Origin of the sequence: Rossellomorea aquimaris, from assembly GCF_000935355.1 — a bacterium.
GTDB lineage: Bacteria > Bacillota > Bacilli > Bacillales > Bacillaceae_B > Rossellomorea > Rossellomorea aquimaris_B.
Genome location: NZ_JXZC01000008.1, coordinates 93,568 through 117,261, shown reverse-complemented (window position 1 = coordinate 117,261; position 23,694 = coordinate 93,568). Strand labels below are relative to the sequence as shown.

General features: G+C 44.7%; 24 protein-coding genes. 14 read left to right on the top strand and 10 right to left on the bottom strand.

The features are described from left to right. Positions 1 to 15: 15 nt before the first annotated feature. On the top strand, positions 16 to 189 hold the full coding sequence (locus TV75_RS21925; RefSeq protein ID WP_156142501.1) for a hypothetical protein: 174 nt from the start codon (positions 16 to 18) through the stop codon (positions 187 to 189). Between the two features lie 555 nt (positions 190 to 744). Here TV75_RS21925 and TV75_RS16855 read toward each other — a convergent pair. The 7 genes from TV75_RS16855 to TV75_RS22565 all read right to left on the bottom strand — a co-directional run bounded on the left by TV75_RS16855 (position 745) and on the right by TV75_RS22565 (position 9,701). Then, positions 745 to 3,570, bottom strand: coding sequence for a DEAD/DEAH box helicase (locus tag TV75_RS16855; RefSeq protein ID WP_044339963.1), 2,826 nt, complete (start codon positions 3,568 to 3,570; stop codon positions 745 to 747). Next, entirely contained in the window at positions 3,563 to 5,206 is a 1,644-nt protein-coding gene (locus TV75_RS16850) for an SWIM zinc finger family protein (RefSeq protein WP_044339962.1), read from the bottom strand. Before TV75_RS16850 ends, TV75_RS16855 begins: the two co-directional genes overlap by 8 nt. A 544-nt stretch (positions 5,207 to 5,750) precedes the next feature. After that, positions 5,751 to 7,370, bottom strand: coding sequence for an alkaline phosphatase (locus TV75_RS16845; protein WP_044339961.1), 1,620 nt, complete (start codon positions 7,368 to 7,370; stop codon positions 5,751 to 5,753). Between the two features lie 148 nt (positions 7,371 to 7,518). Further along, the gene (locus TV75_RS16840; RefSeq protein WP_044339960.1) at positions 7,519 to 8,412 is read right to left on the bottom strand and encodes an efflux RND transporter periplasmic adaptor subunit; all 894 of its coding nucleotides are present in this window, start codon (positions 8,410 to 8,412) and stop codon (positions 7,519 to 7,521) included. Continuing rightward, complete coding sequence (locus TV75_RS16835; RefSeq protein WP_156142499.1) at positions 8,402 to 8,758, bottom strand: efflux RND transporter periplasmic adaptor subunit; 357 nt, start codon at positions 8,756 to 8,758, stop codon at positions 8,402 to 8,404. Before TV75_RS16835 ends, TV75_RS16840 begins: the two co-directional genes overlap by 11 nt. 19 nt (positions 8,759 to 8,777) lie before the next feature. Further along, positions 8,778 to 9,443: a hypothetical protein gene (locus TV75_RS16830; protein WP_044339958.1), complete on the bottom strand. Its 666-nt coding sequence runs from the start codon at positions 9,441 to 9,443 to the stop codon at positions 8,778 to 8,780. Positions 9,444 to 9,572: 129 nt separating this feature from the next. Continuing rightward, a complete protein-coding gene (locus tag TV75_RS22565; protein ID WP_299744173.1) occupies positions 9,573 to 9,701 on the bottom strand; it encodes a hypothetical protein in 129 nt (42 codons plus the stop codon). Positions 9,702 to 9,982: 281 nt separating this feature from the next. Here TV75_RS22565 and TV75_RS21920 point away from each other — a divergent pair, with 281 nt between their 5' ends. Further along, positions 9,983 to 10,144: a hypothetical protein gene (locus TV75_RS21920; RefSeq protein ID WP_156142497.1), complete on the top strand. Its 162-nt coding sequence runs from the start codon at positions 9,983 to 9,985 to the stop codon at positions 10,142 to 10,144. Between the two features lie 163 nt (positions 10,145 to 10,307). Here the strand turns inward: TV75_RS21920 and TV75_RS16825 are convergent, their stop codons facing one another. Then, the gene (locus TV75_RS16825) at positions 10,308 to 10,724 is read right to left on the bottom strand and encodes a helix-turn-helix domain-containing protein (RefSeq protein WP_044339957.1); all 417 of its coding nucleotides are present in this window, start codon (positions 10,722 to 10,724) and stop codon (positions 10,308 to 10,310) included. Positions 10,725 to 10,921: 197 nt separating this feature from the next. Between TV75_RS16825 and TV75_RS16820 the strand changes: the two genes are divergently transcribed. The 11 genes from TV75_RS16820 to TV75_RS16770 all read left to right on the top strand — a co-directional run bounded on the left by TV75_RS16820 (position 10,922) and on the right by TV75_RS16770 (position 21,676). Then, positions 10,922 to 11,137 (top strand): hypothetical protein, encoded by a 216-nt coding sequence (locus TV75_RS16820; protein ID WP_044339956.1) that lies wholly within the window; start codon positions 10,922 to 10,924, stop codon positions 11,135 to 11,137. Between the two features lie 166 nt (positions 11,138 to 11,303). Then, positions 11,304 to 11,897, top strand: a complete 594-nt coding sequence (locus TV75_RS16815) for a transposase (protein ID WP_044339955.1) — start codon at positions 11,304 to 11,306, stop codon at positions 11,895 to 11,897. A 90-nt stretch (positions 11,898 to 11,987) separates the two neighbouring features. Further along, positions 11,988 to 12,470, top strand: coding sequence for a hypothetical protein (locus TV75_RS16810; protein WP_044339954.1), 483 nt, complete (start codon positions 11,988 to 11,990; stop codon positions 12,468 to 12,470). A 273-nt stretch (positions 12,471 to 12,743) separates the two neighbouring features. Continuing rightward, positions 12,744 to 13,190: a hut operon transcriptional regulator HutP gene (gene hutP, locus TV75_RS16805; RefSeq protein WP_301280440.1), complete on the top strand. Its 447-nt coding sequence runs from the start codon at positions 12,744 to 12,746 to the stop codon at positions 13,188 to 13,190. Positions 13,191 to 13,460: 270 nt separating this feature from the next. Continuing rightward, on the top strand, positions 13,461 to 14,993 hold the full coding sequence (gene hutH / locus TV75_RS16800) for a histidine ammonia-lyase (RefSeq protein WP_044339953.1): 1,533 nt from the start codon (positions 13,461 to 13,463) through the stop codon (positions 14,991 to 14,993). After that, the gene (gene hutU, locus TV75_RS16795; RefSeq protein ID WP_044339952.1) at positions 14,986 to 16,656 is read left to right on the top strand and encodes a urocanate hydratase; all 1,671 of its coding nucleotides are present in this window, start codon (positions 14,986 to 14,988) and stop codon (positions 16,654 to 16,656) included. The genes hutH and hutU overlap by 8 nt, the downstream gene beginning before the upstream one ends. Before the next feature lies 1 nt (position 16,657). Further along, the gene (hutI, locus tag TV75_RS16790; RefSeq protein WP_044339951.1) at positions 16,658 to 17,944 is read left to right on the top strand and encodes an imidazolonepropionase; all 1,287 of its coding nucleotides are present in this window, start codon (positions 16,658 to 16,660) and stop codon (positions 17,942 to 17,944) included. Further along, positions 17,922 to 18,872, top strand: coding sequence for a formimidoylglutamase (gene hutG, locus TV75_RS16785; protein ID WP_044339950.1), 951 nt, complete (start codon positions 17,922 to 17,924; stop codon positions 18,870 to 18,872). The genes hutI and hutG overlap by 23 nt, the downstream gene beginning before the upstream one ends. A 295-nt stretch (positions 18,873 to 19,167) precedes the next feature. Further along, the gene (locus TV75_RS16780) at positions 19,168 to 19,734 is read left to right on the top strand and encodes a sigma-70 family RNA polymerase sigma factor (RefSeq protein WP_052504600.1); all 567 of its coding nucleotides are present in this window, start codon (positions 19,168 to 19,170) and stop codon (positions 19,732 to 19,734) included. Next, positions 19,727 to 21,055 (top strand): hypothetical protein, encoded by a 1,329-nt coding sequence (locus TV75_RS16775; protein ID WP_044339949.1) that lies wholly within the window; start codon positions 19,727 to 19,729, stop codon positions 21,053 to 21,055. Before TV75_RS16780 ends, TV75_RS16775 begins: the two co-directional genes overlap by 8 nt. A gap of 300 nt (positions 21,056 to 21,355) precedes the next feature. Next, positions 21,356 to 21,676: a hypothetical protein gene (locus tag TV75_RS16770; RefSeq protein ID WP_044339948.1), complete on the top strand. Its 321-nt coding sequence runs from the start codon at positions 21,356 to 21,358 to the stop codon at positions 21,674 to 21,676. Between the two features lie 64 nt (positions 21,677 to 21,740). Here the strand turns inward: TV75_RS16770 and TV75_RS16765 are convergent, their stop codons facing one another. Beyond that, the gene (locus TV75_RS16765; protein ID WP_156142495.1) at positions 21,741 to 22,067 is read right to left on the bottom strand and encodes a hypothetical protein; all 327 of its coding nucleotides are present in this window, start codon (positions 22,065 to 22,067) and stop codon (positions 21,741 to 21,743) included. A gap of 302 nt (positions 22,068 to 22,369) precedes the next feature. Continuing rightward, entirely contained in the window at positions 22,370 to 22,597 is a 228-nt protein-coding gene (locus TV75_RS16760; protein ID WP_044339946.1) for a hypothetical protein, read from the bottom strand. A 201-nt stretch (positions 22,598 to 22,798) separates the two neighbouring features. Here TV75_RS16760 and TV75_RS16755 point away from each other — a divergent pair, with 201 nt between their 5' ends. Next, on the top strand, positions 22,799 to 23,677 hold the full coding sequence (locus TV75_RS16755) for a helix-turn-helix domain-containing protein (RefSeq protein WP_044339945.1): 879 nt from the start codon (positions 22,799 to 22,801) through the stop codon (positions 23,675 to 23,677). Positions 23,678 to 23,694: the final 17 nt, after the last annotated feature.

The window sequence follows — 23,694 nt, the reverse complement described above, 5'->3', positions numbered from 1 at the left end:
AAGGGAGATGGAGTTGTGGCCACACTGCAAGATCTTGAACAAAGAATTGTCCGAATGGAAAAATTAACAGAAGACCTCATCAAAAAAGTAGCAAGAGCGAATGTCGAAAATTTCTATTTATCTCAACGGGTGACTGCCCTCGAGCAAGGATACGAGTACCCGAATCCAGCATTGAAAACCTCGTCATAAGTAAAACGACCTCACCCAGAATTCTTTCCATACGAACAATCCAACCAACCTAATAAGCAGCTGTCTCAAATTCCAATGGTCACCGCAACATGCCTCAACCATACCTCGTTAGAGATAAACATGTGTAGCAGTGAGTAAAGTAAGCAGTCGTTCCCCTTATTGTCTTCATATTGAGCCGGTTTCCTTTTGGGGAGCCGGCGTTTTTTTTGTTTGGTAAGAAAGTGATTGAATTAGATCTTTGCCAGTGGTGAACGATAATGATTCCAGTTATTCACAATTTGGCACAAGTTTTGTGGAAAGTGGCTCAACGAACGCTGAAAGTGGCACAACAAAGTCCAGAAGTAGCACAAGTTTGCTTAAAAGTGGCACAACAAAACAAGTCGGCATAAAAAATCGTATATATTTTACAAATATATATGTAAAAATAACCAACAAAACGTCAAACCTAACCCTAATTTGTCAAAATCCTATTAAATTAACCCTCCATAAGCTACTATTTAAACGCCAGCCTATCAAAAAACCTCTTTCCCATAATAGGAAAGAGGCCATCAAAAATTATTCCAACACTAACAACGACTCCAAGTCCTGATCAGACAATTCGGTAACCCACTGATCACTGCGGATGATTTCATCGTTCAATGCCTGCTTTTTCGTCAGCATCGCATCGATTTTTTCCTCAAGGGTACCTGAAGAAACAAGTTTATGAACATGAACAAATCGCTGTTGTCCGATCCGATAAGCACGGTCGGTTGCCTGGTTTTCAACAGCCGGGTTCCACCAGCGATCATAGTGGACGACGTGGTTGGCTGCTGTCAGATTCAATCCGGTTCCTCCTGCTTTCAGTGATAGCAGGAATACTGGGAACTCGCCATTCTGGAATTTCTCCACGAGTTCATCGCGTTTTCCTTTTGCCATGCTGCCGTTCAGGAATGGAACATCGACGTTGAACTCTTCTTTCATTACTTCCTGGATCATTTCACCCATTGAAATATATTGAGTGAAGATCAGGCAAGCTTCGCCGGACTCGAGAGCGGTTTCCACGATGTCCTTCAGCTTCTGCATTTTCTCAGAGCGGGACAGGATTGATTTTGGATCCGGTTCCTTTAAGTAGAGAGCAGGGTGGTTACAGAGCTGCTTCAGCTGGTTGAGCATTTGCAGGATCAATCCTTTCCGCTCAAATCCACTCAGCGTTTCAATCTTCGCTAGAGTGTCTTTCACCAGCTGTTCATATAGGGCTGCCTGCTCAGCGGTAAGGTGACAATATTCTTTTTGCTCCAGTTTTTCAGGCAGATTCAATTCCACTTCAGGGTCTTTCTTCGTTCGCCGTAATAAGAACGGTTTGATTTTTGCCTGAAGCTCTTTGACTTTTTCTTCAGATTCATCCTTTTCGATCGGAGCGATATAGTTTTTCTGGTACTGTGTGAATCCACCAAGATACCCGTGGTTAAGGAAATCAAAGATCGACCACAGCTCGGACAGTCGATTCTCCATCGGAGTCCCGGTAAGTGCAATATGGTGCTTACCGCTGAGTTTGCGGATCGCACGGGATTGCTTCGTATTGGCATTCTTGATGTTTTGCGCTTCATCAAGAGAGATCGATGTCCAAACCACTTCCGATAACTCGTCAAAATCAATATGTGATAAGCCGTAAGAGGTGAGAACCACATCTACGCCTTTGATCTCTTTGGCAAATTGCTCGCCTTTCGACCGGGTCGGCCCGTAATGTAGGTGAACCTTCAAGTCCGGAGCAAATTTCTCCAACTCACGCTGCCAGTTTCCGAGAACGGAAGTAGGCGCAACGATCAAGGAAGGTGTTTCCGGTTTCTCCGTTTCTTTAACATGCTGCAAATACGTGATCAGCTGTACCGTTTTCCCAAGCCCCATATCATCAGCCAGACACGCGCCAAATCCGAACTTCCGCAAAAAGAGCATCCAGCTCATGCCAAGCTGCTGATAAGGGCGGAGCTCGCCGATAAACGCGTCAGGTGTTTCCGTTAATGGAATCGAGGACACATTTGTCAGCTGGTGGATCATTTTTTTCATCGAGCGATTGAGCTCCAGCTGGATATTGGCGTATTTATATGGATCATGCTCGTCGTCTTCAGGATCAAGATCCGATTCATCGGAATCGCGTGGAACAAGCTCCTGTTCCAGCATATCCTGAATCGAAATCCCTTCCTGCTTCGCTTTCCTCATCATCTGCTGAATCCTGTGAATCATGGCGGGATCAAGCTTCATCCATTGACCACGGATCTTCACTAACCGTCGCTGATTATCGACGAGTTGATTAAAGTCATCCTCCGACAGGTTGACCCCATTCATGGATAATCGCCAGTCGAAATCAAGCATGGCATTGAGGCCAACGAAGGACTTACGATAGCTTGTGTCCGTATTCTTAAGCTTGGCTTTCACCAACACCTGAGCATCCTTCATGGCTTCCCACCAGGATGGCAGGAGGATTTCGATGTCCAAGTCGATGAGCTTCTCACTCAGCACGGATAGGAAATCCCAGGCATCGTGCTCACCAAGAGCCGTGCGGAGTGACCCGTCCGCGTCACGTAAGATCGGCATCATCTTCATCCAGCGTTCCTGTTCTTCCGATACGTCCGGCAGATGTTTCTTCCAGGAAGGAGGGACCGTATCTTCAGCCAGTGAAATGACCCGACTCGTTTTCTTGCGGTCTCTAAGGATCGTCTCAAGCTCCCATGACTCATCCTCATCAAGCGGCTCAGAGATCCTCAGTCCGATCGAGAACGGAAGCTCCTCATCCTCGCCAGCGATCCATTCACTCCAGCGCTTCTCATCAAAATACGCATCCAGCTCTTCAGACGTAAGCGTACTTTCCTTCAGCTTCTGGATCCGCTTCATCGCACTCGACCCGCCCGAAGCCATCGCCTCATTCAAGGCACCCTGAAACCAATTCTCCGTCAACGTTTTGAGGGACGGACCTCCATCAGGAAGTTCTTCCTCCCAAAACCCATCATTAAAATTCGACCAGACCTCATCGGGGATATGAAACTGCAGCCCTTTTTCCTGCCATTCCTCGAAGCGGGGCAGCCAGCGTCCGGCTTCCACCGCCTCGTAGATCACAGGAGCGATCGCGATACACGCCTGGCCGGTCTCATCCCAGTCCCACTGTATCATGCTGCTGAAATGCTCACCGGCAAGCAATGTGAGAAGCTGCCACTGAGTCACGGCAATCCCGTTGGCGGATTCCTCAAGGAGTGTACCGTAGAAACTCTCTTCATGCCAAAGAAACAGCTGGCCCTTCCATTCTTTTGGAGGCAGAAGTTTTCCTTCGTCATTAACGGCTGTGATGAAGAAACGGTCTTCATATTCAGTTGTGTTGACGTTGATTTTTACGGAAGACAGTTTAAGCATCGATTAACTTACCCTTTCTGCACTCTTCTTGGAACGCACGTAATCGCTTGTATTTATCTAAAATATAGGTGAGATATACATCCCATTTCTCAGTTTTCTTCGTTTTTTTATAAATCGTCCGGATCTTTTTCATATAGCGGACCGCCAGCTTATAGCTGTCACGATTCTTCTGATCGATCGCATCCATGACCCCGGAGTAATAGATGGGCAGTGCGAGCTCAGGCGCTTCCTTCGTCACATCGCGGAGCCCCATGCCTTCCATTTCCTGAATGCTATAGCTCATGTACTTCTGCAGCTCCACCCATTCACGATAAGCCTTCGCGCTAATGAGATACTCATTGTAGGAGAAGAAGCTGTACGGAAGCATGGACAGAAGGAATTCGTTCACAAGTGAGCTGTCCTTCTCCATCAGCCAATCCATCGGCAATATCCGCACAAACCAGCGCACGAATCGGGTCGCTTCATAATAGTCGAGGGTTTCAAGGTGATCCGGCATCCTTGATAAGATATTCCGGACAAGGAAGAAACCGACTTCATAACGCTTGCCGACGAAAAATTTGCGCAGCCAGAATTCACTGAACGCGACAAGCTCTGTACCAAGCTCATCCACAATTTCATTTGCTTTATTCAAATCCTCGAGTAACAGATATTGATGGAGGAGGGCCACATTGTAAAAATTAGGATCCTGACCGTCATGCTCTTCCAATCGGGCTACCTCTTCACGGCGCCAAGACTTCTGTTTAAACAAGTAGTACCATAGGAAGCGGTACACTTCAGCTTTCATCATCGTACTATTTTCTGTGGAATCACTCATCTCGATCGTCTTCTTCTTCAAAAAGGCAATGTACGGATCGAAGCTGAACGGCATGGCATGAATCGACAGTTTTTCCACGGCGTCTTCCATTTCCCCTAGTAGAAAATCATACATGCTGTACTGCTCGCGGCTTAGTTCAACATTCCTCTTTTGTAAATACAGATCGATATGTATGGACAAATAAAAGGTGGCAAACAGCTGATATAGCGGCTTCCATTCCCGCTCGAATGGAGCTTCCTTCATGAAGCGTTTCGTTATATTCTGAACGAGGACATCCATCAAATAGGGCTGTCTTTCAAGTAACTCCAAGTCTTCCTGCTTGAGGATAGAGTCAAAGAATTGCCACCATTCCTCAGGCGTGTTTCCCCGCGTTTTCCGTTCGTTTAATAGATCGCTTGCTTTCTTTAGGGCACCGGTGCTGCTGTGTTTCTTCAATAAATCATCCAAAGACCGGGATTCCTGACTAGCGGGAGCAGACTGACTCCGCCAATTCTGGATCCACTCACTGACCCGTCCAACTTTGTTATATAGCAAAAAAAAGGTCGCCATTTGATGCCGGCACCATTTATCCTGAGGGCATGAGCACTTACTTAATAGTGGGAACGAGAAATTCAGCTCAAGGGTCACAGGCGTCACATCCTGCACCTCGGCCGTCACTTCCTCATCGCGGACCTTTACATTAGAAACCAGGTTCTGACGGAACAAAAGAAGGCCCTTCGACACGACATTCTTGCTCTCTTCCTGATTCGGGTCCAGCTCACCCTGTATCGACTGACTCATGGGAAGTAACTTATCCTTCAACTCCTGAATACGAATCGACATCAACCAACCTCTCCAATCTATAAAATCGCATTCTTTTATTATAACGCAAAAGGAGGGGGAAAAGGAACATGAGGCGGGGGAAGTGGGAGAAGGGGGTTAGGTGAGGGTGGGGGAGTTTGTCGAATGGTGTAGTGGCTGGGATGGTTCGTTGGAAGGCAGATTGGGATTGGGGGGCGAGTCGATAGGATATTTGGAAAGTCGATAATAAATGATTCGAAGTCGATAATATAATTAGGAAGTCGATAATAAAAGTGGGAAAGTCGATAATATAATTCAAAAGTCGATAATATATGGTCCCATCTCGATAATAAAATCCTCAAACTCGATAATAAAATTTGAAGAAGAGTAAAAAACCTTCAAAAAGTTACCTGGCACCGGTCGTCCCTGGTGGATTTGAAAATAAAAAGTGCGTTTTTGAAAATAAATCCCGAAAGTTGAAAATAAAACCCCCGAATTTGAAAATAAAACGCCAAAATTGAAAACAAACCGGCCGAATTTGAAAATAAACCTCAAGAATCAACTCAAAACTTCCCCAACACCAGCCTTACTCCTCCACATGCACATAAAAAGTCTCCCCATCGTACACATTCACACTCTTAAGTCTCACTTTTTCACCATTTCTCAAATAAAAATCCTTATTTTCAGGAAAACGCAGCTCTTCGTCCCCACGCTTCACCACCATCTCGGGATTTTTCGAGGTCCGTCCCTTGATCTTCACGTCAAAACCTCTTTCACGATAAAATTCTGCACCATCCACATACCAGGAGGCAAATTCGCCGGAAGTTAATGAAAATCCCAGATATTTAGAAATCGCTCTCGGAATGTCCGTGTTTTCAATAAGGCCAACAGGCTTCCCGGGGCCATACGAATACAAAAAGACATCCTCTCCAGTGTGTCCATGTGTCGTAAAACCAAGATTGGCCCGCTTCGCCAACAGTTTCACCATTTCACCCTCTAAATCCTCCACTTTTTTGGAAGCATCCTCCATCGCGCAGAAATCTTTTTTACTCAAACTACCTAACCCATAGTTTGAAAGGACCTCTTTTAAATTGGAACGATCCTCCTTAAGTTGAGAAACAGCACCTTTAACCGTAAGCTCAGCTTTACGTAAAGGTTCAACAAACCTCTCGACAGGCTGACGTTTATAGTCCCCATTTGTTCCCTGATTTCCAAGCGTCAGCCCGCTGTTCCCGTGATCGGTGACGGCGATCACCATCGTATTACCGTCCTCGCGGGCATATGCAAGAGCTTCTCCAACGGCATCGTCAAAGCTCAGTACCTCGCTGATCATCCCTACAGGATCATTTTTGTGAGCGGCCCAATCCACCTTGCTGCCCTCGACCATTAAGAAGAAACCCTCCTCCCCTTGAGAAAGTCTGTCGATCGCAGCCTCCGTCATCTCCGCAAGGGAAGGTTCATCAGGGTTCAACGTCTTCCGATCCAATTCATAGGCGAAATCTTCTTCGGCAAACGCCCCCCACAGTTTGGATGATCCCGTTCTATTCAGAAGTCCGTCCCTCTTCAAAATCAAATCATAGCCCTCTGAGCCGATGACCTCCACGAGATTTTCTCCATCCTCACGACTGACTTCTTTCGTTTTCAGCATGCCGTCATCGTTTTTGACGTGGTCTTTTGCTTTCGATTTCAGCCAGGCGGCACCTCCGCCTAAGATAACGTCGAGACCCTGGTACACCTGTTGTTCGCCGATATCTCCAAATTCTTCACGATTGAGGACATGGGAAGTGAACGCGGCCGGGGTGGCATGCTGGATAGGGGAGGTGGCTACGATGCCGGTCTTGTAGCCTGACAGCTTGGCACCTTCAAGGACGGTCAGAACGGGACGTCCAACCGGGTTCATTCCTATATAATCAGCTTTCGTCTTCATACCTGTGGCCATGGCCGACCCGGCTGCGGCGGAATCGGTGATCGCCGACTGATCCGAATAGGTCCGGACTCCGCCTGTTAATATGCGATCTAAATGAAGGTCCGTCCCTCGGTACCACCGTGACAACGTGACGACGTCGGAGTTGGTGCCGTCCATGATCATGAGGATGACGTTTTTCTTGGGTGCCGTTGGAGCGGCGAAAAGGCAGGTCGCAGGGAAGGAAAAGGCCAGGAGGGATAGAAGGAGTGTGAGGATGATGAGGCGTTTGAGTGTTTTCATGGTGAGCGCTCCTTTTCGTCAGTGATTAACCAATAGTATTTGTTGGTTGGGAAGGAGTATGTATAGAAAAATGAATCGTCCTTAGGGACATGATTTCATTAAAAAAGCCGCATCTAAACCATTCCGGTTTCAAATGCGGCTAATCCTGTTATTTCCGTTCCAATATTCCTACCAGCAGATTTTCCAAGACTGTCGGGCGATCTACTTTCTTCAAATCCCGCAGCTTGATCCTATTCCAGTCAATCCCCGTTATGAAAGGAGTGCCATTTTCTAACGCTGGAATGTCGCCGGGATAAACAATGTAGTATTCTCCGGCCTTCACGCCTGATTTGATTTGTTGCTGCCCATTTACTTGGAGCCCTGTTTCAACTTTTCGCTGTTCAACGGTCCCTTTTTCAGTGAGGATCCAGATGAATGCAGAAGAGCCTTCTTTTTCAATTGCAGTTACAGGCACGACAAATGCCCCTTTTACTTCCTCCGTAATGATCGATAGGAAAACATGATGACCGGGAAGAAGCTTGTTATCAGTATCCTGAAGCTTCACTTCCACAGGATACATGCTATCCGTTTGCAGGTGCGGATCGTTTTTAGGGAGGGTGGCAACACTGGTCACGATTCCTTTTTGAGTCTTTTTCTCAATGTCAGATTGAATCATTGCGCTCATATTCTCCTCTACCGTCACGATTTCTTTTTCCGTAAGATCAGTCGTTACGATGGTGGACTGTGAGGCGATCGTAATCAATGGATTATCGATCGCATGTGAAAGATCCTTGATTGTCCCGTCCACGCTGCTTTGAACCGTCAATGTTGTTTCATACGATTCGATATCAGAAATTTGGCGTTCAAGATTTTCGATTTGATTTTCTAAACGGTCGATTTCTAATTCTTTAGCGGCGATTTCTTTTTTTATATCAAACTCCGACTGAAGCGCACTAGCATCAATTGGAATTTCTTTATCGTCCGTAGAAGTGGAGGGAAGGGATGATTCCAGGCTTTCCAAATCGTCGATATTGTCTTCGATACTATCGATCTCATCTTCCAATTGTTCCACTTCTGATTCCAGAACATTTTTTTTGCTGAGTTTGATCGGTTACTTCGTATTCATAAAGTGGCGTTCCGGATTTCACCTGGTCACCTTCTTTAACCAGGAATTTCTTGAAGGATCCAAATTCGTCGTTGAAATAGATGTAGCTTTCTTCTTCAGCTGTCACGACACCCGGTTTTGGAAGCTCTTTAGCCAGATCTCCTGTTCCGCTGATTTCCCAATTGGCTACCCGGACTTCGCGGTCGACCTTGCTGTTCGCTTTTTCAATGAGATATGTATTCGCACCAACAAACAAGAGAGAGAGTGTTAAAGTGCTATAAAAAATGGTTCTTCTATTCATCATGTTCACAGCCTTTGGATAGTTAAATTAAGGTTGATATGTTTAAGAAAGCCAGTAGTGCGTTAAGGGACCACAAGAAAAGATTGGTCAAGAGAATCACTAACCAGATGATCCAGTTTTTTTGATTGGTCAACTGTTTGATGCCTTTATATTGGATGTAGAAAACCCAAACTTTAAAAAGGGAGAAACTTCCCAGTAAATAGATCACATATGATTTTGACGTTATATATTGAGTAATTACCCCTAAGGAGAGTGGTGAAGAGTACCATTCAAGTGAAAAGAATAGGGATAATGGTATATAGGTGAGTTTTTCTAATAATAAAATGATTAAGACCAGACCTTGAGTGATCACCAGTTTACGGTATTCTCCTTCATTGGAAATGGTCCAGAAAATTAATGATGAAAAAAAGAGGATAATGGCTGCATAAAGCATTCCGGCTATAAGCCTGCCTAAGAAAAATAAAAATTTCTCCAACTCTAATACAGTCGGGGATAGCTTCGTCAATTCTTTAGACAAAGGGTCCATTCCTATTCCGAAAGATGAAATCAAACCGAATATAACAATGGATAATAAGAAAAGAAATGAGACTCGTTTCTTATACCCTTTTAATTGCTCCATCTCATTAAGTTGATAAAAGAAGATTGATGGCTGTTTCAAACCCCTGAATAGTCTGACTTCTCTATGCATAAAATGTTGTCCTCCAACTTGAATAGATTCCATCTCTTATTCTATCGAAAATCATCGAACTTTTCCATATATTGTAGAACGAATTGCGAAATAAAATAAAAAAGCGTCGAATGGACGCTTTTGGTCAGTTTATGCTTGATAAGTTAAGTAGGTTGTCCCTGCAATTAGTAGAATCGTAATAATAACGAAACTTACGTATGTAACTACTTTCTGTGTCTTCTTCTTTCTCATTGCCTCTTCCGGCGTTAAAAATGCCACTCTTTATTTCCCCCTTTTCCCGACTTGAAGCTGCTAGACAATAACGAACGTGTTATATATATTTTTGACGAACGCTAATTTTTCCCCATACCAACATTTTATCGGAAATATATGCTAATTTTTAATAGGTCTTATCACCTATTTATTTTGAATGATGTCGAAAAATATTTTGTGGAATCTTGTATATATATGGTAATATATCTAGTAATTGATGTTTGAACTTCCCTCTAATAGTGTAATAAAGTGATAGAAACTGTTTTATATTGTAGGAGGTTGTCTTTTTGAAAGGAAACGTGAGCAAGGAACAATACGTTCTCTCTGTGATCCAGAAAGCTTATGACAAGGGTCAGCAGGGCGATATGAATACAGATAAAATGATTGATTGGTTGAAACAAGAATTACAGACTGGATATTCTCTAACCCAAAGTCGAAAAGCGCTGTAGAATCCTTAATGGGAATCTCAGCGCTTTTTGGTTGTTTAGATTGGGAACTCGTTATTAGGGACGGACCTTTAATAATAGAACAATAAAGATAAAATGCCGCTTTCTTCATATTTATAATTCTAGTCGGGGTCTCTCGAGGTCCGTCCCTCGAATCACCCTCGAATCACCAATCCTTCATCGTCTGATAAAGATGATTGACCTGGGTGATGAATTTTTCTTTGCGTTTTTCTGTGAAGTAGGTGAGGGAGGATAGGGTACGTTTGAATTTTGGGTAATCTTGAAGGATCTTCAGGATTGCCCTATTTTCTTGGTCTTCGAAGTTTTCTCTCAGGATCATGGGATCGTGACCATTACCACCAAGACTTCCACTTTCCTCACCATACATAATCCGGTTCATTTCATGGGTGGGAATCTTATAGACTTCTTTGAAGGTAAGGAGCATTTTATACGGGATGTCCCTTGTGCCGTTCTCATAGTTTGATAACGTACTCTGATTGATATTTAAACGAGAGGCGGCTTCTCTCTGAGTAAGCTCCAATACGTCATTCCGATAATGCTTCAACTCTATATGTAAGTCCATTCTATTCACCCACTATCCCTTTTTTCTTCAAGATAAAGGTTTTAATAGAGATCAATGGGAAATTACACGATTTGAAATACGATTATTGATTACAAATGAAGATAATCTGGAAAAGGTATACAAAATTACATTAAAACGTATTAAAATGTAAATATAATTGTAATTTTGTCGAATTGGGGGTAAAGGTGGAAGATAGAATGGGAGATCGGAACAAAGGGAGAAAGATTCATGCTACGTATATAGTGGAAGCGAGACCCAGTTTAACGGGAAAGGTCAAATGGATCCGGTTGAGGTCAGAAACAAATCTGGTATTCAGTACTAAACATAACGGCAAACAGCGTGTAATCTACTATTCTCAAAACAGCTTTACCAGCGGGGCAACCAGAAGAAATTACCTACTAATAGAAGAATAAAGATGAGGGACGGACCTCTAAAGTTTACATTGGAGATAACCAGCCTGATTTAACGCCCTTTGCAAATTTCCAGAGGTCCGTCCCTCAAAAAAAGAGGATTTTGCGGAGTTATGTCGAATAGGTAATTGTACGAAATTCTGTTTGAATTAAACGAAGGAGTGATGTTATGGTACGAACGCCTCGGGAGTGGTGTCCGGGAGCCACTTATCATGTGACAGCGAGAGGGAACCGGAAGCAAGACTTGTTTCATGACATTGAAGACCGAAAGAAATATTTATCCTATCTGCAGGAAACGAAAGACAAGTATCCCTTTACTATCCACGCTTACTGTTTGATGTCCAACCACATTCATCTTCTGATCGAAACCCATGACATTCCACCCCAGCAGATCTTCAGAATCCTTCATACCCGTTACGCCATTTATTTCAATAAAAAATACGATTATGTCGGCCATGTTTTTCAGGGGAGATATGGATCCACCAAGATTGACACCCCAGCCTATTTTATTAAGGTCAGTAGATATATTCATCAAAACCCTGTCAAAGCCAAACTTACAGTAGTCCCCGAGTATTATCCATGGAGCAGCTACCCCTCATATGTTCATTCCATCGACAATCCCCTCCTATCAAAGGAGAGGACCCTGGCCTATTTTCCAGATTCAGAAGTGAAACGTTATAAAGAATATGTAGACCAAGAAGTAGAAAAGGAAGTCCCAAATGAGGAATTTGGTGAAAATACAATTAAAATTGTAAAAAATTAAATTATTTTTGTAAAAAAATGAAGGAAAACAGATATTTATGTCGAAATCCATCTTTGTAGGACCAAATTCCTATTTCGAGGAGGAGAAAGAATGAAAAAAGACTTTATATTGGTGTTTGAGGATTTTCACGTTTCAAAGAGGAGCATCAAGAAATCGAAGAAGCATTTAGTTGTGTTTCAAGGCCAACATTATTACAACAAGCTGGTTGTTGTGAACCGCCCCCCTGGATTTTCACATGCACTTGAAAGCATCATGTATTCAGATAAGATTCTGGAGACGGTTGGATTCACCACTCTGTTTGCCGTTCCAATTGATCGGAATCACTCGATCCCGTTCAAGTTTGTCCGCATAGGGGACAAGGAGCCAAAGGATTGTAAAATAGTGCTCGAGAAACGAAATGGTGCAGAGCTTTTAAACATCAAACCTTTATACCCCATGGATGAGCCACTGACTAATGAAGACAAAAATGACATTTTATCCTATCTAAGCATGAAGAGTGATGAAGGAACTGTCACCTACCTCATGAACAATCCTCAAGTATATAAAGGAAAAGGAAAAAAACAAGAAGAGTAAAGGAGGAATCAGACGAACCTAAACTGAATAGGTACGTCTTTTTTAAAGCACTTCAGACAGTAGAGTGATTGAGGGACGGACCTCCAATGTAATCCATGGCACACCACCTGCGTTTTCACCTTAGTTCTCCCCAAAACCCTTTACCACGCTACCAAACTACCTCTCTAAGTTTCTAAAATCAGCACTTTTTTCGTTGACCTCTTATGAAACAGACCATACAATATAAGTAGTTATTAGTATTTTTAGAATTTTCATGTAAGGTGCGAATGCCACTTGGAAAAGACAGATCATACTCGTATCGGAAAGAACGCCATGCTTCTTCTGCTCGTAGACAAGGATGAAGAAGAGTGGAACCGGCATTTCAATGAACTGAATTGGAGTTACTGCACCGGGAAAATCGGATCCATGGACAGTCAGAAAATCGTTGCTGCGATTGAAACGGCAGCAAAACGAAGTGATCTTGTCCGTGAAGATTTGTACCGGGAAATGCATGCCTTATATCACGCCATCATGGAGGCATTAACGGGTGTGACCCGCGGCCATACGCAATTGGGTGAGATCCTGCGCACGGTGGGATTGCGCTTTTCGGTTGTTAGGGGAACTCCATATGAGAGTGAAGAAGAAGGCGAGTGGATCGCGGTTGCTTTATACGGAACGATTGGTGCGCCCATAAAGGGCCTGGAGCATGAGACAATCGGACTTGGAATTAATCATATTTAAATAATTTAGAGCCTAAAGATATTAGTTGAAAGGAGGCTCGACCAACGGCAGAAGTCTGTCTTTGGTCGAGCCTCTTTTTGTGTGGAATTTTGGGGTCAAGAGACTCTTTAGGGATTGGGCAGTGAGGATTCGGAGGTCCGTCCCGGAGTGGTTTAAAGCGTTAAAGAACGCAACAACAATAATAGCGATTTAGAGGGGTTAAGCGAGACTGAGGTTGTGTAGAGGCAATGTAGAGAGGTCCGTCCCTAAAAATATGAAGAGGTGATTGTAATGGTGGAGTTGACGGGTTGTAGTTTGACGCTGGATGAGGCGAAGAGGGTTATTTATGGGAAGGAGGATGTGGTGCTTTCGCCGGTTAGTATGGAGCGGGTGCGGAAGAGTCGCGAGGCGGTTGAGCGGATTGTGAAGGAGAAGCGTGTGGTGTATGGGATCAACACGGGCTTTGGAAAGTTCAGTGATGTGTTGATTGATGCGGATGATGTGGAGGAGCTTCAGCTGAATCTGATTCACTCCCATGCGTGTGGAGTGGGTGATCCGTTCCCAGAGAACGTTTCACGTGCCATGCTTCTACTGAGATGCAACGCTCTTTTAAAAGGGTATTCTGGTGTTAGACCAGTGATCGTCGAAAGACTGGCCGAGTTCTTGAACAAAGGAATCCATCCAGTGGTCCCACAGCAGGGGTCACTTGGAGCAAGCGGAGACTTAGCGCCACTTTCTCATCTGGCTCTTGCATTGATGGGAGAAGGCGAGGTCCACTATCAAGGAGAGGTACATCAAACCCTGCCTGTCCTTTCAAAAGAAAATATCTTCCCGATCCAGCTTCAGGCAAAAGAAGGATTGGCACTCATCAATGGAACCCAAGCGATGACGGCGATGGGGGTCATCGGATACCTGGAAGCAGAGGAACTGGCTTTCCAAAGCGAGATGATTGCAAGTCTGACCTTGGAGGGACTTAGAGGGATCATGGATGCCTTCGACGAAGATATTCATTTAGTAAGGGGCTATCCTCAACAGGTCGCAACGGCAAAAAGAATCCGGGATTACCTGGAAAACAGCAAGTTGACAACGAAGCAAGGAGAACTCAGAGTCCAGGACGCCTACTCGTTACGATGCATCCCGCAAGTACACGGAGCATCCTGGCAGGCACTTGACTATGTAAAAGAAAAGCTGGAAATCGAAATGAACGCCGCAACCGATAATCCGCTCATTTTTGATGACGGAGAAAAGGTCATTTCAGGAGGGAACTTCCATGGACAGCCAATCGCCTTTGCCATGGATTTCATGAAGATCGCTGTGGCTGAACTTGCCAACATTTCAGAAAGACGGATCGAACGACTTGTGAATCCGCAGCTGAATGATCTGCCACCATTCCTTAGTCCACAACCGGGACTTCAATCCGGTGCCATGATCATGCAATACTGTGCGGCATCACTCGTATCCGAAAACAAAACACTCGCCCATCCAGCGAGCGTCGATTCCATCCCGTCATCCGCCAACCAGGAAGACCACGTCAGCATGGGAACCATCGGATCACGACACGCTTACCAAATCCTGCAGAACACAAGAAGAGTCCTCGCCGTCGAACTCATCTGCAACCTGCAGGCAGCAGAACATAGAGGGACGGACCTCCTGGCAAGCAAAACACGCCAATTTTATGAAGCAGCGAGAAAGATCATTCCTTCCATCACTAAGGATCGCATCTTCTCGAAAGACATAGAAAAAGCCAACCAGTGGCTTCAGCAAACAACGCTTAGCACACTAATCAAACCAACCAAAACAAAGGAGGAAACGACAAATGGTTAAAGCAAACAAACGCATCGTACACGTAAAAAGAGGGACGGACCTTGAATGCAAAGGATGGGAGCAGGAAGCGGTCCTCCGCATGCTCTATAACAATCTTGATCCTGAGGTAGCGGAAATTCCAGAAGAACTTGTTGTATACGGTGGTATCGGGAAAGCGGCACGTAACTGGGAGTCCTTCGACGCAATCGTCCACACGCTCAGAAACTTGGAAAATGATGAAACCATGCTTGTTCAATCCGGAAAACCGGTTGGTGTGTTCAAAACCCATAAAGCGGCTCCGAGAGTTTTACTTTCCAACTCAGTCCTTGTACCAAAATGGGCAAACTGGGAGCATTTCCATGAGCTGGATCAAAAAGGACTCATGATGTACGGTCAAATGACGGCGGGAAGCTGGATTTATATCGGGACACAGGGGATCCTGCAAGGGACGTATGAAACATTCGCGGCACTTGCCAAGAAACATTTCAACAACTCCCTTAAAGGTACAATCACTCTCACAGCAGGACTAGGTGGGATGGGTGGGGCACAGCCACTCGCCGTCACCATGAACGGTGGAGTCGTGATTGCAGTCGACGTTGATGCAGAACGCATCCAAAAGCGCCTCGACACGAAATACTGTGACGTGAAGACGGATTCCATTGATGAAGCGTTAATGCTGGCTTATGAAGCACGGGATCAGGGCAAGCCTCTTTCCATCGCATTACTTGGAAACGCGGCAGAGGTTCATCATGAACTCTTAAAGAGAAACGTCCAAATCGATATCGTAACCGACCAAACATCAGCTCACGACCCATTGAACGGCTATGTACCAGAAGGCTATTCATTAGAAGCAGCTGCCGAATTACGCAAACAGGACCCGAAAGCCTACACGACCCTTTCACAAAAAAGCATGGCCAAACACGTGGAAGCAATGCTCGAGTTCCAACATAGAGGCTCCATCGTATTCGACTACGGCAACAACATCCGTCAGGTAGCGAAGGATGAAGGGGTCGACAATGCCTTTGATTTCCCTGGCTTCGTTCCAGCTTATATCCGTCCATTATTCTGTGAAGGAAAAGGGCCTTTCCGCTGGGCTGCTCTGTCAGGAGACCCAGAGGATATCTATAGAACAGATCGCCTGATCAAAGAGCTTTTCCCGGAAAACGAAGCACTGAATCGCTGGATCGATATGGCACAGGAGCAAGTGGCATTCCAAGGACTGCCTTCTCGCATCTGCTGGCTTGGATACGGCGAGCGTGTGAAAATGGGTCTTGCCATCAATGAACTCGTACGAAATGGCGAGTTGAAAGCACCGATCGTCATCGGTCGTGACCACCTGGACTGCGGATCCGTCGCTTCACCAAACCGCGAGACGGAAAGCATGAAAGACGGAAGTGACGCAGTAGGAGACTGGGCGATCCTGAACGCCCTCATCAACACAGCGGCAGGCGGCTCCTGGATTTCTTTCCACCACGGCGGCGGAGTAGGGATGGGGTACTCACTGCATGCTGGTATGGTGGTTGTGGCAGACGGGACGGACCTTGCGCAGGAAAGATTAGAACGCGTCCTTACAACAGACCCTGGAATGGGCGTCATCCGACACGTCGACGCAGGCTACGACATCGCAGAAAAAACAGCCGAAAAACACAACATCCACATCCCGATGAACAAAGGAGGAGAATAATATGACCTTAGAAAAACACTTCGACACCATCATCGACAACATCGGACAGCTCCTGACGATGGATCATGGGGACGGACCTCTAAAAGGTGAGGAAATGAGTAAACTCAAGGTTTCAGAGAACGCGGCCCTTGCCATCAGGGACGGACTTGTCGCTTGGATCGGAACCCATGAAGAAGCACAGTCCCTCAAAGCAACGGAACGAATCGATGCAGAAGGAAAGCTCGTGACACCAGGTCTTGTTGATCCGCACACTCATCTGGTGTTCGGTGGCTCCCGTGAACACGAAATGGCCCTCAAACAGCAGGGAGTACCATACTTAGAGATTCTGAAACGCGGGGGAGGCATCCTTTCTACAGTAGGCGCCACCCGTGAGGCATCAGAAGAAGAGCTGCTCAAAAAAGCACATTTTCATTTAAACCGAATGATTTCGTACGGGGTAACCACCGTCGAGGCGAAAAGCGGCTATGGGCTCGACCGACCAACTGAACTAAAACAGCTGAGAGTAGCCAAACAACTGAACGAATCGCACCCGGCAGACATCGTTTCCACATTCCTTGGAGCGCACGCAATCCCGCCGGAATTCAAAGGGCGCTCCGATGAATTTTTAACGGAAATGCTCGACCTGCTGAACGATATCGAAAAAGGTCAGCTGGCTGAATTCGTCGATATCTTCTGCGAAACAGGGGTATTCACAGTAGAACAATCCCGCGAGTTCCTGAAAAAAGCCAAAGAGAAAGGCTTCTCCGTAAAAATTCACGCCGACGAAATCGATCCACTCGGCGGAACGGAAATGGCAACGGAAATCGGTGCCACAAGCGGAGACCACTTAGTGGGGGCATCCGAAAAAGGCATCCAGGCACTGGGAGAAACAAACACCATCGCGGTCCTACTGCCAGGCACATCCTTCTACCTGAACAAAGGAAAGTTCGCCAACGCAAGAGGCATGATGAAAGCGGGAGCGGCGGTCGCACTTTCAACCGACTTCAACCCGGGCAGCTCACCAACAGAAAATCTGCAGTTCATTATGAACCTTGCTTCTCTGCAATTGAAAATGACGCCTGAAGAAATCTGGAACGCCGTCACCGTCAACGCAGCATACGCCATCAATAGAGGGGACTCAGCAGGAAAGCTGGCACCAGGGCGCCAAGCTGACATCGTCCTATGGGATGTACCAAACTATCATTACGTACCATATCATTACGGGGTCAACCACACCCACACCGTCATGAAAAACGGCCGGATCATCTACCGCAAGGAGAAGCTTCATGAGCACATTTCAACACATTAAACAGGCGGGTAAAGCACAGTTCAAAGACCGCTACACAACAAAGGCATCAGAACTCTTGACACCTTGGGAAGAAGGAAAGAAAGGGGACATCGCCATCATCGGCGCCCCCCTCTCCAAACCTTCCATCTCCCACTCAGGGGCAAGCTTTGCACCCGATGCAATCAGAAGATGCCTTAACTCGTTTACGACGTACAATATCGAAAGAGGGACGGACCTCGCCGACGACAAGAAAACCATCATCGACTTCGGCGACATCAACATGCACCCAACCTCCATAGAAGAGTCCCATCAACGAATCTATGAATCAGTCAAAGAAGCCGCGAACACAAACGCAGCACCATTCACCATCATCCTTGGAGGTGACCACTCCATCACAACTTCTGCGGTCAAAGCCATCAAGGAAGCGAAGGGCACAGTCGGCATCATCCAATTCGATGCCCACCATGACCTCCGTAACACGGAAGACGGCGGCCCTACCAACGGTACCCCGTTTAGAAGGTTACTAGAAGAGGGGCAAATCAAAGGGGAGCATCTGATTCAGATAGGTATCCGCAATTACGCCAACGCGAAAGCCTATCATGATTATGCAATCGAGCAGGGTGTCACAGTCTATACGATGAAGGACGTCAGACAAAACAACTCGTCGATCGCAGAACTCATCCAAGACGCCATAGCCCAATTAGAACCCCAAGTCGACACTATCTACCTTTCAGTAGACATGGACGTGCTCGACCAGGCATACGCACCGGGCTGCCCGGCAATCGGTCCTGGCGGCATGCACCCGGACACATTAATGGAGGCAGTTCAAACCGCCCTGCAGCATCCTAAGGTCACCACCATGGACATCGTGGAAATCGATCCGACACTCGACATTAGAGATATGACAAGCAGAGTAGCAAGCCTCTTGATCATAAATTCAATAAACTAACCAAGGTCCGTCCCTCACCGCTTTAACGCATTGAGGGACGGACCTTCATTGTGGCTGACTAAGAAAAATATATGCGAAAACGTATCCTAATTGAAAGGATAGGTTTTTTTCTATTAAATCAAATAAAGAAAAATCATCCAAAATTGAGACACACTTCCTACCACTCGCGTCTAATGAATGAATAACTTACAAAAATGTAAAAAAATACATTAAACTTACAAAGAGAAGGGACGGACCTGGTTACAGTGCCGAAACAGAAAATCAGGTATCCGGTCTGCTCAGGGGAGGATAACAAATGGATGAGGTGATACAACATGAGAAGGGGGGAGTGATGCAGATGGAGATAAGTGAGGAAAGGTTGATTGAGAGTTTAATTGATGAGTATGAAGTACAGGTGACGAAATTGGTGTATCTCTATGTGAAAGACTGGCCGGCTGCCCAGGATATTACTCAGGAGGTGTTCATTAAAGCCTTTCATGCCCTCCATCAGTTCAATCATAAATCCTCTTACAAAACGTGGATTTATAGAATTGCCATTAACTTATGTAAAGATTATAAGCGCTCGGCTTATTTCAGGAAAAATACGATCGTAAATACATTCCATACCATTCTTAAAAAAGGGACGTCCGTTACACCCGAACAAGAACTCATAACGAACGAAGACAATGACTCAGTGGCCTCTCATGTATATTCACTCCCCCTGAAATATCGAGAAGTCATCCTATTATATTACTATGAAGAATTAACGACCGGGGAAATCGGAGATATGCTTGGGATCAATCCTTCAACGGTCCGGACGAGGCTGGACCGGGGAAGAGAGAAGCTGAAGAAAACAATGGGAGGGAGGATTCCCAATGAATAAGGACCCTTTTCACAATATGAAGAATGAAATAGAACGTGAAGTATTCAAGAACACTGACCCTGCCAGTCAAAAAAGAGCCATCCTGACGAAAATAAGAAATGAAAAACAAAAGAAATCATCGGTCAAGTCCATCTTCATCAATCTTGGCGTTCCTTTATGCATCATCCTGATCCTTTCTATCCTGGGCAACAGCTATCTGTTTAAGGAAGATATGGTGAAAGAAAATGAAAAAGAGAAAGAAGAGCCTGCAGAATTCACATACGTACCAACTGACGAGTGGGATGAAAAGATAATAGAGGAAAAAGCCTCCATCAGAAAATCGGCGACCCCCGTCGAGGATGTGAAAGAGAAACAGGAGCAAGAAGCAGAACCAGAACCAGAGAAGATACCAGAGAAAAAAGAAGAGGAAGACAAAAGTGAACCGGCGGATACACCACCTCCACTCCCTGCCTTTGATTTCTCTATGATCCTGAACAATCCAAATGCTTTCAAGGAAAAAGCAGCCAATGGAACATTCATCGGAACTGCCTTTACGATTGGAGATTCCATGGAAGGTATACAGGAGATATATAAGGACAAGTACGAAGATCTGGACACCAAGAAGGGTCACAAAGGCTATGATCGGGTTGAGAACTATCTCCTCTACTTCCAAGATGAAAAGACGCTATTGGAGATCCGTTCCAATATCAGCCCGTCTTATACATTGGACCAGGTCATTGCGACCTTGGGTGAACCATATTATTTCCTTAATGCATTGGAAGGTGTATATTCGGCGAATTATCTATATGGTGATTATATAGTAGAAATGGAGATACAAGGTAATAACAAAATTAAGCCAAATTCAATGGAAGAGATCCAATTCATTGATCGTGAATCCGTTATTACTTCGGTAGCTCTTTTTAAGAATGACGGCCGTTCAGAGTACCTGAGTAAGGATGTAAAGTATCTAGGAGAAGAAGAACCGATGAAATTCCGTCCTGAATGGTTCAACGAAGCGAGAGACTATATCGTGGAAAATACAGTATCCCACGCAGTCATCCTCCATTCTCAACAGGACCCATTGGAATTTAACATCGTCGTCCCTCAGGAAACACCGGAGGACGAAATGAGAGCGATAGCAAACCAATTCCTGAAGAGATTGACGGATGTTTCTAACAAAGCAATCGAAGAAGGAACAATATGGAATGATTTCACTTATGTGATTCATATTGAGAATAGTATAGACGGTTATTACGATACGGGATTGAGCAATTCGAAAAGTACTCATGAAGGAGGTTATCCGGATATCAATTGGATGGGCGATTTAAACTCGATTGAGTAAGGTCCGTCCCTCATACGGCTGGATATATAAACGGAACGGTTCAAACCGCCCTGCTGCATCCTGAAATTAATCTCCATGGAAAAGGTGGAAACCGATCCGACACTCCACATCAGAGCTTGATAAGCAGGGTAGCGGCTCATCTCGTCATTGAAACACTTATATAAAGAGCTTTGGCCAATGCCGAAGCTCTTTTCGTACTTTGGGGAAGGTACTATATAAATATTTAAATTAGAAGGATTTTACTAAAGAAAAGGTGAAATGAAACAGGAGTAGGACTTTATAGAAATAAGAGGAACTCATATGATAACAGCGATTATAGGCATGATATACGCCATACTATTCCTGCTCCTTGGATCCGTCATCGTTGCCGTGCTCCCAACAGTACTCTATAAAAAGAACATGACATTCGAGGGCAGGGTGGGAATGGAGGCCATATTATGGGGCTTATGCTCGATGGGAGTATTACTGCTCAACCTGGAATACTTTTTATTGAACTCATTTGCCTATGCAGCCCTTCTAATCAGTGGAATGAAGCTAGTGGCATTACCGGTTTTAGTCAGGTTAAAACAAACTAATAGAAGAAAGTATATCGTGTTGAAAAGAATAGTGAGAAAGTTTTAAAGCCAATGGTGCAAAAAGAGACTGACCTCATCACAAGGACAGCCTCTTCAATCTAAACAAAACCTTAATTACTAATCTTCTCCCGCGCCATATCATAACCCGAATGAATTTCTTTCATCCCGATCACTTTCAGGAAGTGTCGGAGCTTCTTCATACAGGGTTTTCCAAGGTCACCTGCAATTTCGAACTGATCAATGACGGCACACTTTTCAACCTTAGCTGCTGTCACGCTTTGCGATTTACGATACGCCACGTTGTTGTTGATGGCATATGTGGATACCATGGCTTCCCCGACCTTACAATCACCTTTGGAAAATTCAAATTGGAACTGGATCGACATATCCAAATCCGAGTATAGAGGATTTACTTTCATGCTTATGCTATTCATCATGAAGCCCCCTTTCTTTTATTGTACTTTTATCCTATCAGAAATTATGGAATAAGGTATTTGGCACCACAAAGCAATAAAGGGGATATTGGTTTTGAATTCATACCGAAAGGTCTCGTTTTCATCATTTATATAACTTCGGGCATATTCTTAAAAGAATATTTTGAGGGACGGACCTGTATGTTACTCTTAGAGTAGGGGAGTTTCTCCATTTAACGGCAGGGTTGTACAGAAAGAAATGAAAACCCTTTCTTCGCGGGCTTCAAGGAAATAAAAAAGCCTCCAGGCTCTGGAGACGAATAGGATCAATATACAGGTGGTAATTCTTTCTTAGCGTATACAGGTGGTAATTCTGCAGCTATTTCGACGCTTGATTTAGAGTAGACAGGTGGAAGTTCTGCTGCCACATCTGTACTTGATGGAGAATATACTGGCGGAAGCTCAGCTGATTGAATGGAAGTAGCCTGAACAGCTCCGAAAGCTCCTAAAAGTAAGGCAGAAGCGGTAGCGAATGTTAACAAACGTTTTTTCATGGGTATTTCCTCCCTTTTTCAAATAGAGTAATTTTAGGTATCATTGATTATAGAGTTATAATAATATTAAACCATATATTAAAAATGTGATGAGAGGCATTGTAGGGGCTTATGGACCATTTTCAGCACCGAAAGATAGCTCATTCGCATTTTTTGAAAGAAAAATATAATTATAGGAATATTTTTTTAGGAGAGATGTAAATGGACTTTAGTGTTGTAGGTCAAAAGATAAAAGAATTACGTAAGAACATCGGTCTTTCCCAAGAAGAGCTGGCAGAAGGAATATGTACCCAGGCTCAGATCAGTAAGATTGAAAAAGGTGATGTGTTCCCTTACGCCTCAACACTATTCTTAATATCAAGGAAGTTAGGTGTAGACGTCAACTACTTCTTCGATATAGGAATGACACCCCGGTTAGATTATGTACAAGAAGTCAGCAAGCAGCTTCAGATTGCAAGAAGAAGCATGAACTATAAGGAAATGAAAGAAATCGTAACGGCGGAAGAAGAGAATCCCCTGTTCTTTAATAATAATCGGAATCTTCAGTTACTTCAATGGCATAAAGGAATTTATCAATATGAGCTCAATAAAAACGTGGGAAAAGCAGAAGAGATCCTGAGAGAAGCCATCTCTTTGTCCCATACGACGGATAAAATCTGGACAGAACGTGAAATTGAGATCCTTCTCACCATAGGTGTCATGTATTCGGAAGAAGGAGATTGGAAGAAGGCTCTCGAAATCTATCAGGAAGTGAAAACCCATATCCTCGCCCTTCCCAATCTGCATGACTTCACACTAAGAACCAGACTCTACTACAATATTGCGAGGGTCCTTACCCGATTGAAAAATTTTGAGGAGTCCATCCAGTATTGCAACGAAGCCATCGATTGGTGTGTGCTGAAAGACAATATGTACCTCCTGGGGGAGCTTCATTACCATATCGGCTACAATTATGAGCTTCAAGGGATCATTAACGAAGCACAGAAATACATGCAGAAGGCACTTATCGTATTCGAGCTTCAAGGTGATGACAAATTCATCCAATTTATCCGCCGCAAAATTGAGAACTTCACCCAATAGAGATCACATACAAAAAA